The organism is Rhizobium sp. P28RR-XV (assembly GCF_012641385.1).
GTDB lineage: Bacteria > Pseudomonadota > Alphaproteobacteria > Rhizobiales > Rhizobiaceae > Rhizobium.
The window spans coordinates 59,492-75,342 of the sequence record NZ_JABAIG010000018.1 but is presented as its reverse complement, the minus strand read 5'-3'; the positions used below and the strand labels follow the sequence as shown (position 1 = coordinate 75,342).

The 15,851-nt window shown below is 58.4% G+C and carries 15 protein-coding genes and 1 pseudogene; 9 read left to right on the top strand and 7 right to left on the bottom strand.

The window, feature by feature from the left end; genetic code table 11:
• Positions 1-77: 77 nt before the first annotated feature.
• Both HGP12_RS34300 and HGP12_RS29430 read right to left on the bottom strand, forming a co-directional pair.
• Positions 78-188, bottom strand: a pseudogene (locus HGP12_RS34300) (type II toxin-antitoxin system RelE/ParE family toxin); the annotation flags it as partial.
• Positions 179-1,150: a hypothetical protein gene (locus tag HGP12_RS29430; protein WP_246703581.1), complete on the bottom strand. Its 972-nt coding sequence runs from the start codon at positions 1,148-1,150 to the stop codon at positions 179-181. The gene HGP12_RS29430 and the pseudogene HGP12_RS34300, both read right to left, overlap by 10 nt.
• A gap of 347 nt (positions 1,151-1,497) precedes the next feature.
• Between HGP12_RS29430 and HGP12_RS29425 the strand changes: the two genes are divergently transcribed.
• Positions 1,498-1,734, top strand: a complete 237-nt coding sequence (locus tag HGP12_RS29425) for a helix-turn-helix domain-containing protein (protein ID WP_205926701.1) — start codon at positions 1,498-1,500, stop codon at positions 1,732-1,734.
• Between the two features lie 342 nt (positions 1,735-2,076).
• Positions 2,077-3,072 carry a GntR family transcriptional regulator gene (locus tag HGP12_RS29420; RefSeq protein WP_168843065.1) on the top strand — a complete coding sequence of 332 codons (996 nt, stop codon included), beginning with the start codon at positions 2,077-2,079 and terminating at the stop codon, positions 3,070-3,072.
• A 12-nt stretch (positions 3,073-3,084) separates the two neighbouring features.
• On the opposite strand, the gene HGP12_RS29415 is transcribed toward HGP12_RS29420, so the two are convergent.
• The 3 genes from HGP12_RS29415 to HGP12_RS29405 form a co-directional block, all read right to left on the bottom strand.
• Entirely contained in the window at positions 3,085-4,614 is a 1,530-nt protein-coding gene (locus HGP12_RS29415) for a UxaA family hydrolase (RefSeq protein ID WP_168843064.1), read from the bottom strand.
• 97 nt (positions 4,615-4,711) lie between these two features.
• Positions 4,712-5,443: a response regulator transcription factor gene (locus HGP12_RS29410; RefSeq protein WP_168843063.1), complete on the bottom strand. Its 732-nt coding sequence runs from the start codon at positions 5,441-5,443 to the stop codon at positions 4,712-4,714.
• Positions 5,440-6,678, bottom strand: a complete 1,239-nt coding sequence (locus tag HGP12_RS29405) for a sensor histidine kinase (RefSeq protein WP_168843062.1) — start codon at positions 6,676-6,678, stop codon at positions 5,440-5,442. Before HGP12_RS29405 ends, HGP12_RS29410 begins: the two co-directional genes overlap by 4 nt.
• 298 nt (positions 6,679-6,976) lie before the next feature.
• On the opposite strand from HGP12_RS29405, the gene HGP12_RS29400 reads away from it, so the two are divergent.
• The 5 genes from HGP12_RS29400 to HGP12_RS29380 all read left to right on the top strand — a co-directional run bounded on the left by HGP12_RS29400 (position 6,977) and on the right by HGP12_RS29380 (position 12,407).
• Positions 6,977-7,993: an ABC transporter substrate-binding protein gene (locus HGP12_RS29400; RefSeq protein ID WP_168843061.1), complete on the top strand. Its 1,017-nt coding sequence runs from the start codon at positions 6,977-6,979 to the stop codon at positions 7,991-7,993.
• 107 nt (positions 7,994-8,100) lie between these two features.
• A complete protein-coding gene (locus HGP12_RS29395; protein WP_409526867.1) occupies positions 8,101-9,564 on the top strand; it encodes a sugar ABC transporter ATP-binding protein in 1,464 nt (487 codons plus the stop codon).
• Positions 9,561-10,505 (top strand): ABC transporter permease, encoded by a 945-nt coding sequence (locus HGP12_RS29390; RefSeq protein WP_168843059.1) that lies wholly within the window; start codon positions 9,561-9,563, stop codon positions 10,503-10,505. Before HGP12_RS29395 ends, HGP12_RS29390 begins: the two co-directional genes overlap by 4 nt.
• Positions 10,502-11,452, top strand: a complete 951-nt coding sequence (locus HGP12_RS29385; RefSeq protein ID WP_168843058.1) for an ABC transporter permease — start codon at positions 10,502-10,504, stop codon at positions 11,450-11,452. Before HGP12_RS29390 ends, HGP12_RS29385 begins: the two co-directional genes overlap by 4 nt.
• A gap of 34 nt (positions 11,453-11,486) precedes the next feature.
• On the top strand, positions 11,487-12,407 hold the full coding sequence (locus HGP12_RS29380) for an SMP-30/gluconolactonase/LRE family protein (protein ID WP_168843057.1): 921 nt from the start codon (positions 11,487-11,489) through the stop codon (positions 12,405-12,407).
• A gap of 309 nt (positions 12,408-12,716) precedes the next feature.
• On the opposite strand, the gene HGP12_RS29375 is transcribed toward HGP12_RS29380, so the two are convergent.
• Positions 12,717-13,226, bottom strand: a complete 510-nt coding sequence (locus HGP12_RS29375; RefSeq protein WP_168843056.1) for a phospholipase D-like domain-containing protein — start codon at positions 13,224-13,226, stop codon at positions 12,717-12,719.
• 568 nt (positions 13,227-13,794) lie between these two features.
• Here HGP12_RS29375 and HGP12_RS29370 point away from each other — a divergent pair.
• Entirely contained in the window at positions 13,795-14,073 is a 279-nt protein-coding gene (locus HGP12_RS29370; protein ID WP_168843055.1) for a type II toxin-antitoxin system RelE/ParE family toxin, read from the top strand.
• A 10-nt stretch (positions 14,074-14,083) separates the two neighbouring features.
• Positions 14,084-14,392, top strand: a complete 309-nt coding sequence (locus tag HGP12_RS29365) for a HigA family addiction module antitoxin (protein WP_168843054.1) — start codon at positions 14,084-14,086, stop codon at positions 14,390-14,392.
• 339 nt (positions 14,393-14,731) lie between these two features.
• Here HGP12_RS29365 and HGP12_RS29360 read toward each other — a convergent pair whose 3' ends face one another.
• Complete coding sequence (locus tag HGP12_RS29360) at positions 14,732-15,172, bottom strand: hypothetical protein (RefSeq protein ID WP_168843053.1); 441 nt, start codon at positions 15,170-15,172, stop codon at positions 14,732-14,734.
• Between the last annotated feature and the right edge of the window lie 679 nt (positions 15,173-15,851).

Here is a 15,851-nt window from a genome sequence, read left to right as displayed (position 1 = left end):
ATGCATATTCCCATATTGGGAACAAGTCAACAAATTTGTATCGTGCGTCGGGCTTTGAGCAACGGATCCACTTGTGTTTAGCCGCCATGATCAATCTCCAGCAGGGCGCCGATTTCGATTTCTGCTTCAAGATCGGCCTTCGTCTTGCGACGGTAGAGGTCGGCGAGCCTGCGGAATGCTAATCCTTCTGAGTGCTTCCCAGGTATTGCTCTCGGGGTGGCACTGGCGCGACCCGCAATGCCTTTCGCACCTTGCGCGAGAGCTCATCGACCGTCGCCATAACTCGGTTCATCTGTGACAGCGTGGACGCAGGTTGCGGGGCATGGCCGAGGACGTGATGCTCGTTGCTTGCAGAGAGTGTGGCCAGATGCGCCACCGTCCGCTTGCGCAGGATGAGGCCAGCGTCGGTCGCTATCCGCGTTCGTTCGCCGAGGTCGTGCCGGAAACCGCCTAGCATCGTGGGGTCCACGCCTTTGGCGAGCAGGAATGCATTCAGGTAGAGTTCCATCGCATGGAGCGCCAGAAGACGCTGTGGAGCCTGGTTGGGCTTGGACGAGCCCTCGCCAAGCTTCCTGGCCGCCTCTTGGTAGTGTGTCGCCAGGTTTAGAATGCTCCGAACGCCTGCCGCTTTGCCGGGCGGTGTAGATCGCTTGCATGATGTCGGCCGGCGCTTCCCAGCAAGGCGGATAAGATCCTTCAGCATCGTGCGCAGCTCGGGCCAGGGGGCATCTTCGAGCTTCAGGCCGGGATCGTGCATGACGATCAGGCAATGGAGTTTCGCGGTGACTTCCATCAGGGAGGAGGGCGGTGTGATCCCCATGACACGTCCCGATATTCCGGCCCCTTCCGCGAGCTCCTGCTCCAAAGCGAGCGCCGCGCTGTATCCCAAACGCTGATCCGCGTCCTTCCATCGTTTCCGGCGCCTTCGAAGCTCGGCGCGCGCCCGAGACAGGTCTCCGGCATTAAGCTGCGTTGCCATTCGATTGATGTCGGCAAACGAATGAACCTTAACGACGCCATCCTTTCCAACACTCGGCAGCGTCGCTGCCGGAAGACCACCGGCCTCTTCGAGCAATTCCTTCTCAAGTTTTTCTCTGAGACGAGTGACCTTCATCTGCCGCTGATAGAGCGCATACCATTTCGGCCACATTTCTCTGACGGGCGTTGGGCCAGGCTCTGTTCGCCGACCGTCAGGATCTTCGATGCGAGAGTTCAATAGGCGCGACGCGATGGAAAGCAGGTTCCGGCGGTCGATCAGCCGCGGGACGGTTTCACACATCCGAGGGCATGGCTTGATTTTTCCGCGGGCAAATGCGGGCAAAGTTCTGCTATTCTCAGAATCAGCCATGATCCGAGCTCCACTAAGCTGGGTTGTGGTCAGGTCGAACAGGTCGGTTGCGACGACTTGTTCGGCCGTCTGCGCTTAGGCAGATCGACATATTCTAGGTGCGAAAACACGGCGGATCAATTAAATTCGCCTGCAATAGGCGATTATATATGTTACCAGTTCAATGCCGGATGGCGCGTGCGGCTCTTGGCCTCAAGATTGCGGACCTCGCGGAATTGGCAAAGATGTCTACCAATACGATTGTCCGTTTTGAAACAGGCAAAGCGCTCAAGCAGTCGACGATCGACGATCTCCGCGTCGCTTTAGAGAATGCCGGTATAATATTCATTTCTGAAAACGGCGATGGTCCTGGCATACGCTTGAAGAAACGTCGTAAGACGACATGACGGCTTAGCGATGCCATTCTAAAAAGCCAATGGAAGATCGCTCAATCTTTTGCTGTCAGCCTACAATTTGATGTTGAGTTTGTGAAAATAACCTAAGGCCTGTGACGTTGAACGCCAATCTCAATCGGTCTCCATTGGATGGTCAGGCTCGCTTAGTTCACGGTCGAATACGTGGTATCGTTCGACATGTCCAACTTCAGAGCACGCTCCTTGCTTGGGCCTCGGACGCACGCGGACGGGAACCGAAAAGCACGATGAGGTCGGCCCCGAGGAAGGATTTGAATTCGGCGCGGCAATGTCGAAAGCCAAGATGCTGTCTTCTCTGGTGAAACATGGAACGAGATGAGCCTTTTACATTTGGAGAGCAGTGGTCTACGCAAGACCAGGCTCTATGAGGAACTTCACGGGCGATTGAGGGCCAAGATACTTGCGGGAGGGGTACCGGACGGCCTTGTGCTGACCGAGGCCGCGCTGGCCGGGCTGGTCGGTAGTAGCCGTGCGCCCGTGCGCCAAGCGCTGCAGCTGCTGCTTAAGGACGGTTTAATCGCTCGGTTCGATGGTCGCGGCTTTATTGTCGGAACACCGGGAATGCCGCCGAAACGCGTCAAGCTCGATAACTATCTCCGCAACCTGTTTGAGGAAGACAGTGGCAGGCCAGCGTTGGCCTGGCAGGCGCTTTACGAAGACGTCGAACGCATCGTTGTCTATCGCTCCTTCTTCGGTCGCTATCGTATCAATGAAAACGAATTGGCGCGACATTTCGGCGTCGGACGTGGGGTGGCGCGCGACGTGCTCTTAAGGCTGGAGACGCTTGGCATCGCGGAGAAGGACGACAATTTCCGCTGGTCGATCGTACCGCTCGACAGTCAGCGCATCCGCGACCTCTACGAGGTGCGAGAGCAGATCGAGCCGGTGGCGCTTGCCAGCGCCTTGGACGGACTCTCCAGAGACCATGTCGACGCCATGCTTGCGCGGCTGTCGCAGGCGCTTGCGGATTATCCCGACGTCTCGGCCTCTACCATGTATGAGCTTGAGCTCGATTTGCATCTGCGCAGCCTTCAAACCTGTCCGAACAAGGAATTCCTCAGCATCCTGAAGCGGACGCATTGCATCTTGACGCTGAGCAAGCACATCGTCGGCAGTCGCATCAAAAGGCCGGACCATGAGCCGTTTCTTGCGGAGCATATCGGCGTGTTCGAGATGGTGAAAAAGCGGGACGAGAAAGAGCTGCGGAAAGCCATGCGCGACCACATCAGCAATTCGCAGCCCAATGTGCAGGCACGTGCCGCCTATATCCGCGAGCACTACGAGCCGGACGAATACAGTTTCATCACCTGAATTGAGACGGCGTCAGGTAATGGCGCCGACCTGCCAGGGAACGAATTCATTGTCGCCATAGTCGAAGGTCTCGCTCAGCGTCTTCTTGCCGGAGGCGACCGCGATGATTTCCTCGAAGATCCGTTCGCCGGCCGCTTCGATCGTGTCGTCCCCGCTGACGATGTCGCCGCAGTTGATGTCCATATCCTCGCGCATATGGTTGTACATTTCAGTATTCGTGGCGATCTTGACGCAGGGTGCCGGCTTGAACCCGGAAACCGATCCCCGGCCGGTGGTAAAGCAGATGACGTTGCAGCCGCCAGCGACCTGGCCGGTGACGGCAACGGGATCGTAGCCGGGGGTATCCATGAAGACGAAACCGGGTTCGTCGACGATCTCCGAATACTCGTAGACGGCCTTCAGCGGCATGGAGCCGCCCTTGGCGACCGCGCCGAGCGACTTCTCAAGGATCGTCGTCAATCCGCCGAGCTTGTTACCGTAGGAGGGATTGTTATTGAGTTCTGCGCCGTTGCGGCGGGTATAATCGCGCCACCAGTCGATCCTGGAGAGCAGCTTTTCGGCGACCGCAGGCGTGACCGCTCTGCGTGTCAGCAGGTGCTCCGCACCATAGATCTCCGGTGTTTCCGCCAGCACCGACGTGCCGCCATTGCGCACGAGAAGATCGGAGGCATAGCCAAGCGCCGGGTTGGCGGAAATCCCCGAATAGCCATCCGAGCCGCCGCATTCCAAGGCGAGCTTGATCCCTGAGAGGGGCTGAACGGTGCGTTTGGCTGAGTTAACCTCTGGTAGCATGTCTTTGATCATTTCCGACGCGGCTGCGATCGTCTTGCGGGTGCCGCCGAGATCCTGGATCGTCATCGTGCGCAGCCGGTTTCCCTCCTCGAGCTTGTAGTGCTCCAGAATGGGCGCGATCTGATTGGTTTCGCAGCCGAGGCCAATCATCAGGATGCCGCCGAAATTCGGATGGCGGGCATAGCCCTGCAGCGTCCGGGCTAGATAACGATAGCCTTCAGACTGGGTGCTGATGGCGCATCCGCCGCCATGGGTAAGCGCCACCACCCCATCGACATTGTCGAAGCCATCCAGGCCTTCGGTGCGGTTGAAATGCTCGGCGATGTATTTCGACACGGTCGCAGAGCAGTTCACCGTGGTGATGATGCCGATGAAGTTGCGCGTGCCGACGCCGCCCGCTCCGCGATCGAAGCCCATGAAGGTCCGACAGTCTTCTTGCGGCAGCATGCCCGTCTCTTCAATGTCGACGCTGAACTGATAGGGATGTTCGGATTCGATGACCGCCAGGTTCTGCAGATGGACATGACAGCCAGCCGGAATGAATTGTGTCGCGACGCCGATCGGCTGGCCGAATTTGCGGATCTCCTGGCCCGGCTGGATGTCGCGGACGGCAACCTTGTGGCCGCGCGGGATCTGGTCGGCAGCGATCAAGCCGTCGATGCCGGTCGCGCTACCGGCGCGGATCATCACGCGGGCAACCGCGACATCGTCGATGGGATTGAGCAGGATGACAGGCGCAACGGCGGACATGAGAAATTCCGTATGGTTGGATTAATGTCTATTGCTAGCAATAGACAATTATTCGGTGGAAGACGTCAAGCGCGATCGACGTCGGTGGCAAATTCTGTCAACCGTGAGGCTGGCGGGCAAGCCAGGCGGTAAGATCGGTTTCCGCCCGTTCCAGAGCGCTGTGATTGAGCAGCTTTCTGAGAAACGCCACAGCCACCGCACGAGCCCTGAGGTTGAAACGGCCATCATCGTCCTGATTGCCAAGCGGCTGATGGACTCCAAGCTTGATGTAGAGCTGCTGTAATCGGTTTTGAACGCTGCGAACGGAGAGATTGCGTCTTTGGGCGATGGCGCGATCAGTCAATCCCAGCGCGATATCGATCAGGATCTCATATTCAGCTTCGGTGAAGCCGTTGACGTTGCCAAGGCTTCTTTGCTGCATCCCGCGCACTTCGCGGTCGATCACGCACTGGCTTTCAATGAAGATGCTGCGCAGCGCCAGCTTCAGCCGGTCGTCGGAAGCAGATTTCAAAACATAGCCATAGACGGCACCGACCGGAACGATGCGCGAGACGCCGCGAACGTAGGCTTCGTCCGAATAGTTCGACCAGAAGAGAATACGCGTCTCAGGCCGTTCCTTCCATATGGTGCGCGCCGCCTCGATGCCATTGCGCTGGCTCATCTGCAGATCCATGACGATATGGGCGGATTTGCAATCTCGCGCCAGTCGTTCGCCGGTATTGCCGTTTTCGGCTTCCAGCACGCCATCGCATTCGGGGAGGGCGGCGCGGATTGCTTCGTTGAGATAGGAGCGATGAAGCGGATCGTCCTCTATGATCAGAACTTTCATGCGGCGGCTCCTCCCACCGGCTGCGCCTTGGCGGGCAAGGTGACGCTGACCAGTGTCCCTCCGGATGGGCCGGCCGGTTTTATCGCGAAACGTGCGGAGATCAGACGCGCTCGGGTTCGCATGTTTTCGATGCCGCCACCCGATGGCCTGCGGGCGTTTCCAAGCCCAAGGCCATCATCCATCACGTCAATGGTCACCGTGCTGTCGGCTGCTTTCAGATGAACCTGAATATTGCCTGCCTGCGCGTGACGGATGGCGTTGTTGATGGCCTCCTGAGCGATACGAAAAAGGGCAATGGAAACCGACTGTTCAAGACAATCGATCGCCCCGCCGGTCTCGTCTTTCAGGGTCCAGGTCATGGTGGCTGCGCTCTCCTGGATCGATCGTTCGAGATGGTTTTCCACCGCCTGGGCAAAGCCGAAGAGCTGAAGGACCGAGGGTTTCGCTTCCTCGATGATCTGGCGAAGATCGTGCATGCTGTGCTGCAAACCGCGAAACAGCGGTTCAAGGGCGTCACCGGTGACATCGGGCTGGCGGGCAAGCCGCTCCAGCCGCCGCGCGAGGCGGGTCAGATCGGCCAGGATCTGGTCGTGCAGATCCATGCCGATACGTTGACGTTCGGCCTCCAATGCCTCAGTCAATTTCAGCGCACCAAGGCGAAGACCCTCCTCGCGGGCGCGTGCCTCGGCTTCCACGATTGCAGATCGTTTAGCCTGGTCAGCGGCGCGGATTGCGAAGAAATGAGGCGCCAATAGATCGGCAATGACCTGGGCGCTTTCGACATGCTGCATGGTGTAGAAACCGGTCTGGTGACTTGAGCAGGAAAGCGCGCCGATGACATGACCCTGCACTTTCAGGGGAACATGCAGACGGCTATGCAGCGATTGGTGGAAGATCGGGTGCGAAAAGGCGCCCTGGAAATGGAACTGCGGATCGCTCCAGGCATCGTGGGTTAGCAGATAATCGCTCTCGCCCCACAGAAGCGTGCGGATGGGGCTGTTGCTCACCGGAGCCGGAAAACGACGTCCCCAATCGGTCTCAAGCCCGCTCTCATAGGCGGTGTGAAATTGTTCGTCCACCAGCATGATACAGACGTCGAGATGATCGTGCGGGATCACATGACTGATTTCGGCAGCGACTGCCTGGATGACGGAGTGAAAGTCGAGCTGGCCAGCAAGGAGCCTCGATATGTTGAGATAGTGGTCGAAGACCGATTGCGGCGCCAGATTGCGCAAGGCACACCCTCCCAGGCAATGCGTCGACCACTTCTCCTCCGGCCGATCGCAGCATACGGATTTCCGACACCATTAAGCGCCGATCCGAGCCGTTCGTCCTGCGGGCTTGCGCATTTTTTCTGCGGGATCCCGCAAGGTCCCGTAGCTTAAGCGCCTGTACAATCGAAACAATCTCGGACATCCTGCTTGTACTGACAGGGGAACCTTCAGTGCAAATAATATTTTCGATCGTTCGTTGAGGAGCGCGTTCGAAAATCTTGGCCCGGAAGATGAAGTACGGGCTCATTGGGAGGAAAATATGAATATTACCAAGATGCTTCTGGCATCCGCCGTCATCGCCTGCGTTGCCGCGCCGGGTTCCGCTTTTGCTGAAACGTCATCCAAAAAGATTGCGTTGTCGAACAATTATGCCGGCAACTCCTGGCGCCAGGCCATGCTGACCAGCTGGCAGAAAGTCACGGGCGAAGCCGTGAAAGCTGGCGTCGTTGCTGCCGCCGATCCGTTTACAACGGCGGAAAATCAGGCAACCGAACAGGCCGCGCAGATCCAGAATATGATCCTGCAGGGCTATGATGCGATCGTCATCGACGCCGCATCGCCGACCGCGCTGAACGGTGCCATCAAGGAAGCCTGCGATGCCAAGATCGTCGTCGTTTCCTTCGATGGCATCGTCACCGAACCCTGCGCCTGGCGTATTGCCGTCGACTTCAAGGGCATGGGTGCCAGCCAGGTCGAGTATCTCGCCAAGAAGATGCCGAAGGGTGGCAATGTGCTCGAAATCCGCGGGCTTGCCGGCGTTTCCGTCGATGACGAGATTTCGGCCGGTATTCACGCGGCTGCCGCAAAATATCCGCAGTTCAAGATCGTCGGTTCGGTGCATGGCGACTGGGCGCAGGATGTCGCACAGCGCGCCGTCGCCGGCATCCTGCCGAGCCTTCCCGACATCGCCGCGGTCGTGACGCAGGGCGGCGACGGCTATGGTGCCGCACAGGCATTTGCAGCCGCCAAACGCCCCATGCCGACGATCGTCATGGGCAACCGTCAGGACGAGCTTGCCTGGTGGAAGAAGGAGAAGGACGCCAATCACTATGAGACCATGTCCGTCTCCATCGCCCCCGGCGTTTCCACGCTGGCCTTCTGGGTGGCTCAGCAGATCCTCGACGGTCAGCAGGTGAAGAAGGATCTGGTCGTGCCATTCCTGCGCATCGATCAGGACAATCTCGAAGCCAGCCTGGCCACGACGCAGGCGGGCGGTGTCGCCAATGTCGAATACACGCTCGATGACGCCAAGAAGGTCATCGCTGCGGCGAAATAATCGATATCGACAAGCAAATGAAGGCCGGTGCCGCCGACAAGGGCGGCGCCGGTTAGATGCAACGGCCGGCCGGACGATCCATGATTGCAGTCAAAGACAATAGTTCGATGAAGGAAGACACCGAGCGGCAAGCCGTCGTCTCGGCGCGCGGCATAAAGGTGCATTTCGGTGCGGTCAGGGCGCTCGATGGTGCCGACCTGACCGTCCATGCCGGCGAGTGCATCGGCCTTGTCGGGCACAACGGCGCCGGCAAATCGACGATCGTCAACGTCATCAATGGCGGTCTGAACCCGCATGAAGGAACGGTTGTATACGACGGCAACGATAAAGCGCACGGCATCAATGCCGCGCGTGCGCACGGCATTCGCTGTGTTTTTCAGGAGCTCTCGCTCGCCCCCAATCTGACCGTCGTCGAGAACATGCGGGTCGTTCATCACGGTCTCTCCGGTTGGAACTGGCGTCGCCAGGCAGCAACGATCGCGCGCGCGAAGCTCGATGAGATTTTTGCCGGCCACAAGATCGACGTCATGCGCAGCGTCGGTGAGCTTTCCATCGCCGAACGGCAAATGGTGGAGATTGCGATCACCTTCTGCACCGTCGGCGAGAGGCCGAAGTTGGTCATTCTGGACGAACCGACCTCATCGCTCGATGCCGGATTGGCGGCGCAATTGATGACCTATGTGCGCACGTTCGTGCAAGCAGGCGGCGCGGTGATGCTGATCTCGCATATCCTTGGCGAGATTCTTTCGACGGCAAGCCGGATTCTCGTCATGAAGGACGGTCGGGTCGTCGCCGATCGCGCCGCGCAGGATTTTAATGTCCGAAGCCTCGTTCAGGCCATGGGCAGCGTCGTCAAGGAACAGGACCGCAAGCACGGGAATGGGGAGCGTGCCGTCACGCCGCCTATCCTCGCTTTGCCATCGCGCCGGGGCAAGGGCCTGACCTTCGAGGTCCGCAAGGGCGAAGTGGTGGGCCTTGCCGGACTTGCGGGTCATGGGCAGACCGACATGTTGCTCGATCTCCATCGATCCCTGTCAAGCAATTGGCTGCCGGGCAGGCGGGAGAATATTACCTTCGTCGCTGGCGACCGCAGTCTGAACGGGACCTTTCCTCTGTGGAGCATCTTGAAGAACCTGAGCATCGCATCGCTCGGCGATCTCTCGAAGATGTCGCTCGTCAACAAGGAACGAGAGGGAAGCCTCGGAGCCGAGTGGAAAGGGCGCATCGAAATCCGCACACCTGCCATGGAGAATGGCATCCTGTCATTGTCCGGCGGCAATCAGCAAAAGGTCCTGTTTGCCCGCGCGCTTGCGACCACTTCGCCGATCGTGCTGATGGATGATCCCATGCGCGGCGTAGATATCGGCACCAAGCAGGAAGTTTATCGCATTCTGAACGATGAAGCTGCCGCAGGCCGAACCTTCATCTGGTACTCCACCGAAATGGACGAAATCCGCCTTTGCGACCGCGCCTATGTCTTTCGAGACGGCGCTATCGTCGCGGAGCTGGTGGGAGAGGAAATCACGGAGGAAAACGTGCTGGCAGCTTCCTTTGCCGGGGAGGGCGCATGATCCGTCCGTCGTCCGCTAGTTTGCGTCTGCTCATCCCGGCGCTGTCGCTCGCCGTTCTGCTCATTGCGGTCTTCTATCTCCAGCCGCGGGCCATGAGCTATATCGGGCTCAATCTCCTTTTCAATCTCGCCGTGCCGATCGCGCTCGCAACGATCGCGCAGATGATGATCATGTCGGTCAACGATCTCGATCTATCGATGGGGACATTCGTCAGCTTCACGGCTTGCGTGGCCGCGACCTATCTGCAGTCGTCACCGCTCCTGGGCATCCTCATTCTCGTTGCCGCGATCACCGTATATGCCGTCATAGGCGTGATCATCTACATCAGGGACTTGCCGTCGATCGTCGTCACCCTCGGCATGAGCTTCGTCTGGGGCGGCTTTGCGGTGCTGCTGCTTCCCGCGCCGGGTGGCACGGCGCCCGATTGGGCGCGCTGGCTGATGACCTCGAAGCCGCCGCTCGTCCCCATGGCGATCGTCGCGAGTGTCGTGATCGCGCTGATTTCGCATCTAATCGTCATGCGCTCCTCGTTCGGCGTGCTGATCCGTGGCGTCGGCGGCAATCAACGTTCGCTTGAGCGCGCCGGCTGGTCTGTCGTCACCTTGCGCGCGGCTGCCTATGGGCTGGCCGGCCTCTTCGCCGTGCTATCAGGCGTCGCGCTGGTCGGGCTTACCACCTCGGCGGATGCAAATATCGCGCTGCGCTACACGCTTCTGTCGATTGCCGGCGTCATTCTCGGAGGCGGGGAATTCATCGGCGGCCGCGTTTCCCCGGTAGGAGCCGTAATCGGTGCGCTGACACTGACCTTGGCGGGCTCTTTCCTGTCATTTCTGCGGATCTCGCCAGATTGGCAAATCGGTGCCCAGGGCGCCATCCTGATCATCGTGCTCGCGCTGCGGCTCTTGCTCAACCGTGTCGAAAAGCGGGAGAAACAATCATGATTGCTTTTCGGGCGCTTGGTCGGAAGCCCTGGATCTGGTCCTTCTTCGCCACCATCATTGTCTGGCTCATCACCGTGCTCTTCACCGGTGGCGCGAGTTCCATCGGCCTCTCGCAGGCAGCGCTGACCTTCGCCGCCTTTTCCGTGATCGTCGGCATCGGGCAGATGTTCGTCATCACGCTCGGTCCGGGCAATATTGATCTTTCAGTGCCCGCCACGATGACGCTTGCCGGCACGGTCGCGCTCAAACTCATGAATGTCGAGGACGGCATGATCGTGCCCGGCCTGCTGGTGTCAATCCTCATCGGCCTTGGCATCGGTATCGGCAATTATGCCCTAATCAAGCTTTTGCGCATCCCGCCCATCATTGCGACATTGTCGATGAGCTTCATCATCCAGTCGACGGCAATCTGGAGCAATCGTGGCCTGCGCATCAAGCCGCCGGATCAACTGGCCGATTTCACCACGTCCGGCTTCTTCGGCATCCCGAATGTGGCAATTGTTGCTCTTCTGCTCTCGGTCTTTGCCTGGGTGCTTTTGGAGCGAACGATCTACGGTCGCTGGATATCGGCAATCGGCCAAAGCATGTTCGCGGCGCGGATGGCAGGCATTCCCGTCGACGGAACGCGGCTTGCTACCTATGTGCTTTGCGCTGTGCTCGCCTCAATCTGCGGCTATCTGCTTGCGAGCTTTTCCGGTGGCGCGGCCCTCAATATGGGCTCCGAATATCTGCTGATGTCGATTGCCGTGGTCATTATCGGCGGAACCGCGGTTGCCGGCGGCGATTCGAACGTGCCGGGCATATGGGGCGCGTCCCTTTTCATGTTTCTGGTCGTCTCCATGCTGAACACCTATGGGTTCGGCGCCGGGCCGAGGCTCATTCTGACCGGCCTGACCATCATTGCCGTCATTCTTGTTGCAGGCGGACGCCCCATCGGCGGACGCTGACACTGTTTCCCCAGCAGTTTTTAGGACAATCGAAATGTCAAACGACTCCTCCTCCCTTTATGAAATCTACGATACCCGCTTCCGGAACCTCGTCGTTCCAAGTGCCGGGCTGGAGGAGCTTTATTCAGACTGCCGCTGGGCGGAGGGACCTGTCTGGTTCGCCGATAGCGGATGCCTGATATGGAGCGACATTCCCAATGAGCGCATGCTGCGATGGGTGCCGGGCGGCGGCGTCTCGATCTTCCGCGCGCCGTCGAATTTTGCCAATGGCAACACGCGCGACCGGCAGGGGCGGTTGATCTCCTGCGAACATGGCGGTCGCCGGGTCACGCGCACGGAAATTAACGGCTCGATCACGGTGCTTGCCGACAGTTACAAGGGCAAGCGCCTGAACTCTCCGAACGACGTGATCGTTCGCTCCGATGGGTCCATCTGGTTCACCGATCCGACCTACGGTATCCTCTCGAACTACGAGGGTTACAAGGCGGAGCCTGAACAGGCGAGGCGCAATGTCTACAGGCTCGCTCCGTCAACGGGCGAATTGGAGATCGTCGTCGACGATTTCCGCCAGCCGAACGGCCTGGCATTTTCTCCCGATGAGACGAAGCTCTATGTTGCCGACTCTGCCGCCAGCCACGACATCAGCGCCCCGCGGCACATTCGCGTCTTTGACGTCGTCAATGGAAAGAAGGCGACGGATGGCCGGGTCTTCTGCAACATCGACACCGGCATACCGGACGGCTTCCGGGCCGATATCGAAGGCAATATCTGGACAAGTGCCGGCGACGGCGTCCATTGCTTCGCAGCTGACGGCACCTTGATCGGCAAGATCAAAATACCCCAGACAGTCGCCAACCTCACCTTCGGCGGCCCGCGACGTAACCAGCTATTTATCACGGCAACGCAATCGCTTTATCGCGTCTTCACGACCGCAACGGGTGCGCAGATGCCGTGAACGAGCCGGTGTGTCGTAGATAATGTTGATTGATGCTAGCCGACCTCCGCCACATCGGAGATCGGAACTTGATCCAAACAGCGACAGCGACGGGCGATTTCCCTGAATGCCAAAAGGAAGCGGCTTATGGCGAAAACTGGACAGGTTATAGACTTCGCGAGACTGACAAGAAGGGTTTTCGCGTCTTTAGGCTGCGTTGGGGCTTAAACCGCCGCTCAAGACAATCGCGGTAGCCGATGCCGATCAACGGTGCTGCCTTTATCGACGCTCGAAATCTTGAGGCGGAAATTCAGGGCATGGTGGATGACGCTACGCGATCGATGCGGTTTCGTGATGGCGCGACACTTGCCTCCTATGTCGCACCGTACATCGACATGGGCAGCGCCGGCGCGGGCCTTCATCACCCGGCGCGATCAGATCTGGGCCTGTTGCTAGGCCCAGCTTGAGAAAGCGCAGACCTCCGAACGCGGCGCAGCCATGAGCGATGGCCGGCTCGAAATCGATCCAGACCGGGGTGGTGGCAGCCTCGAGCAATGTGGCGCCCGAATATTTCCGTTCATTCGTCTTGTCGAGGATGGCCAACACCTCGACACCTCTGGCCGACGCCCGCTGTAGAGCATGAATGATCGACAGCGAGGTGAAGCCATAAGCCTGGACTCGGATGGAGGATCGAGCATGGTCGATGGCGTCAACGATCCTGCCCTCACACCGTTCGCCCGGCGTAAAGCAGACGGAAACGTTCGCCTCGACCGGCTGTCCTGCAAGGGCGTTTGAGGCGATTACCAGTAGAACAACAAGGATCGTGACAACCTCAAGCACGTAGATCCCTGCATTAGAGACCTAGGCGATGAATCGATGTCGCGTAGGCGCCCAAGCTTGTACCCCGGCCCTCCACCACAATTTGCATACCTGGCTTCAGCGGCTGCCTCAAGTCATCCTGCACGGAACAGAGACTGTCGAAGAACCATGGCAAATCGTGAAGTTCAATCGGCGAATAGCATCCTCGCCCCCCGTGGCCGTCCGCTTTCGCCACGGTATAGATGAATTCGACATGGTGGCCTGCAATTGCTGCGACCAGCATCGGCACCCCGTCGGTATTGGCGCGTCTCGTGGGCGTGCTCGGAATCATTATGGCATCGTTGAAGAACGATATGTGGATAGCCGATTGGAAACAACCGGAAGATGAAGCCGGAGGAGACAGAAATTCGCAGAGAGATCACGAATGATGCGCGCGATGTCGGCAGTTTGATATTCGCGATCATGATCCTGTTGGCGCCGATCATCATTGGCGCGCCGGCGCTTCTGCGATATCTCGGATGGATCTTGGCCTAAAAAGATGTCAACAAACAGTTGACACTGTCGTCTTTTTGCTTACACAGTCCTGAGCATGATCAAGACGTTTCGACACAAGGGCCTAGCGGATTTGTTTGAGACCGGCAAGACCGGGAAAATAGATCAAAAAATGCATTCCCGGATTTTGAAACGCCTTGACCGCTTAGACGTGGCCGAAAAACCGGAAGAGTTGAATCTCCCTGGCTTCGATTTTCATTCACTGAATGGCTTTAATCCTACACGCTACGCAGTTCATGTGAACGGACCATGGTGCATCACTTTCGAATTTGACGGCAAAGACGCAACTCGTGTCGACTATGAACAATATCACTAGGAGTAACAAAATGACCGAATATGTAGCTCGCCGTTCGCCCGACAGGTGCCCTACTCATCCGGGCGCGCTCCTTGAGGATGTCATCGCTGATACTGGTAGGAGCAAGTCCGAGATCGCCAAGATGCTCGACATTTCGCGGCAGCATCTTCACGACATTCTCCGCGGGAAAAAGGGTGTTTCTCCGATCATCGCGGCGCGCCTCGGCAAGTTGTTTGGGGACGGGACTGGAGTTTGGCTTCGCATGCAAGCTGCCTATGACGCTTGGCATGCAGAACGAGACCAGGATTTATCGACCATCCCCACGCTTCAGGTTGCGTGACATCGAGGCGCCCAACCTTTTGCGTTGCAAATATCACAGCCTGACGATGGGCATCTCAAAAATGTTCTTGTCAGGCTTGACCTGCATGTCCTCGAGCGCGCTGAGCCTTACAGGCGCGGGTTTCACCAACCCTGCACGCTATCGACGGACAGCTCCGGCCCGCTGTGGCGAACCCGGACAATTGCGGTTCTTCCATCTCCGATTCCCAACCCGCGCTAAGAAAGCTGTCCATTAACTGTAAGCGATGACGTGAGGCCATTACTTTTGGAAGTTCCAATAGCATGAGGGCGTCGAGATCGGTCGATGACCAACCTGCGGCGATGCGTTCAAGGGTTTGCGTCAGCCAGGCCAGTCGCTGTCGCGCACCAATGCCAGAAGGCTATCTGGTCCTTTTCGGAAGTCGATCGGGGAGGCTGGCCAAAAAGATTTTCGACCAGCCGGAATCATGCAGCGCACCGCTCGGATCAGCTTAAATAAATGCGGTTCGTCGATGGCAGCATTCACGCTGATCACTGTGTTATCGATGATAACGTCCACTGTGGAGCAATCAGCGGTTGTCGCCATAGACACCGGATCGACATCGGCCACCGTGGGCAGAGCTGCCGCCTTTTGCCTAGCCTTGCGCCGCCACGTAAACAATTCGACGGATCGATGCCGATACGCCGCGCTATTGCCCAGACGCTGGCTCCAGGCTCCATCGCTTCGGCCACCGCATTCATCGGACCAACGGCAAAACTGCCGCGGATCGCCCTCTAAGCGACCGGCTACAGCTTCAGACATAGCAATTCCCACCAAGCTCACTTGTTCACAAGAAGAAGCCCGATGCCCCGTCACCGCCAGACGGGACAATGCACCGCTTACGCGCAGCCGACCATTGCCGAGTTCATGACCGGGCTGGAAACGCAGTTTCCGCTGGTGCGGCCGGAATAGCCCTGTCTCAACTTCGTTGGGGGCGAGGCAGGGCTCGGAGGCTAGGCAACCGACCTCCGATGCGAATACCGGTTGTGGGCAGAAGTCTTCGCACAGTGACGCAATAAAGTCTGTCGCTTAACTGTAGCTGAAAAACTGGCCCTGCCGGTGGGGCCGAGCAGGACCAAGCACAGGGAAAACACTCATGTGCGCGAGTGGAGTTAACCGGGATAGGGCTAGCTCGCGGCCAAATGCTAGCATTGAATGTATTTCTTGTGAAGTTTTCTGCAACCCACGAGGTACGGCACTTCACCTCCCGCTGAAGCGTTTCAGGACATTCTAATTCGTCGCGAACGCGGGCCGGGTGCTTCGCGGTGCGTGGAGCATCCGCCTCATCATCGCGGGCGGCGGGGACGCGGCGTGATCGAAGCACTATTTCGCGGGTAGAAGCCGGCAGCGACAGGAGATATAGCGACACAGGCCGTCATGCCTGCTCGCATAAGTGGGACTTCAGGCTCGGATGTAGATCTTCTTAAGTCGAACTCTGCTG

Bases quoted from the DNA above. Each gene is read 5' to 3' on its own strand.
- HGP12_RS29430 (WP_246703581.1), bottom strand. From the start codon at position 1,150: ATGTGGCCGAAATGGTATGCGCTCTATCAGCGGCAGATGAAGGTCACT.
- HGP12_RS29425 (WP_205926701.1), top strand. From the start codon at position 1,498: ATGTTACCAGTTCAATGCCGGATGGCGCGTGCGGCTCTTGGCCTCAAG.
- HGP12_RS29420 (WP_168843065.1), top strand. From the start codon at position 2,077: ATGAGCCTTTTACATTTGGAGAGCAGTGGTCTACGCAAGACCAGGCTC.
- HGP12_RS29415 (WP_168843064.1), bottom strand. From the start codon at position 4,614: ATGTCCGCCGTTGCGCCTGTCATCCTGCTCAATCCCATCGACGATGTC.
- HGP12_RS29410 (WP_168843063.1), bottom strand. From the start codon at position 5,443: ATGAAAGTTCTGATCATAGAGGACGATCCGCTTCATCGCTCCTATCTC.
- HGP12_RS29400 (WP_168843061.1), top strand. From the start codon at position 6,977: ATGAATATTACCAAGATGCTTCTGGCATCCGCCGTCATCGCCTGCGTT.
- HGP12_RS29395 (WP_409526867.1), top strand. From the start codon at position 8,101: ATGAAGGAAGACACCGAGCGGCAAGCCGTCGTCTCGGCGCGCGGCATA.
- HGP12_RS29390 (WP_168843059.1), top strand. From the start codon at position 9,561: ATGATCCGTCCGTCGTCCGCTAGTTTGCGTCTGCTCATCCCGGCGCTG.
- HGP12_RS29385 (WP_168843058.1), top strand. From the start codon at position 10,502: ATGATTGCTTTTCGGGCGCTTGGTCGGAAGCCCTGGATCTGGTCCTTC.
- HGP12_RS29380 (WP_168843057.1), top strand. From the start codon at position 11,487: ATGTCAAACGACTCCTCCTCCCTTTATGAAATCTACGATACCCGCTTC.
- HGP12_RS29370 (WP_168843055.1), top strand. From the start codon at position 13,795: ATGATCAAGACGTTTCGACACAAGGGCCTAGCGGATTTGTTTGAGACC.
- HGP12_RS29365 (WP_168843054.1), top strand. From the start codon at position 14,084: ATGACCGAATATGTAGCTCGCCGTTCGCCCGACAGGTGCCCTACTCAT.
- HGP12_RS29360 (WP_168843053.1), bottom strand. From the start codon at position 15,172: ATGTCTGAAGCTGTAGCCGGTCGCTTAGAGGGCGATCCGCGGCAGTTT.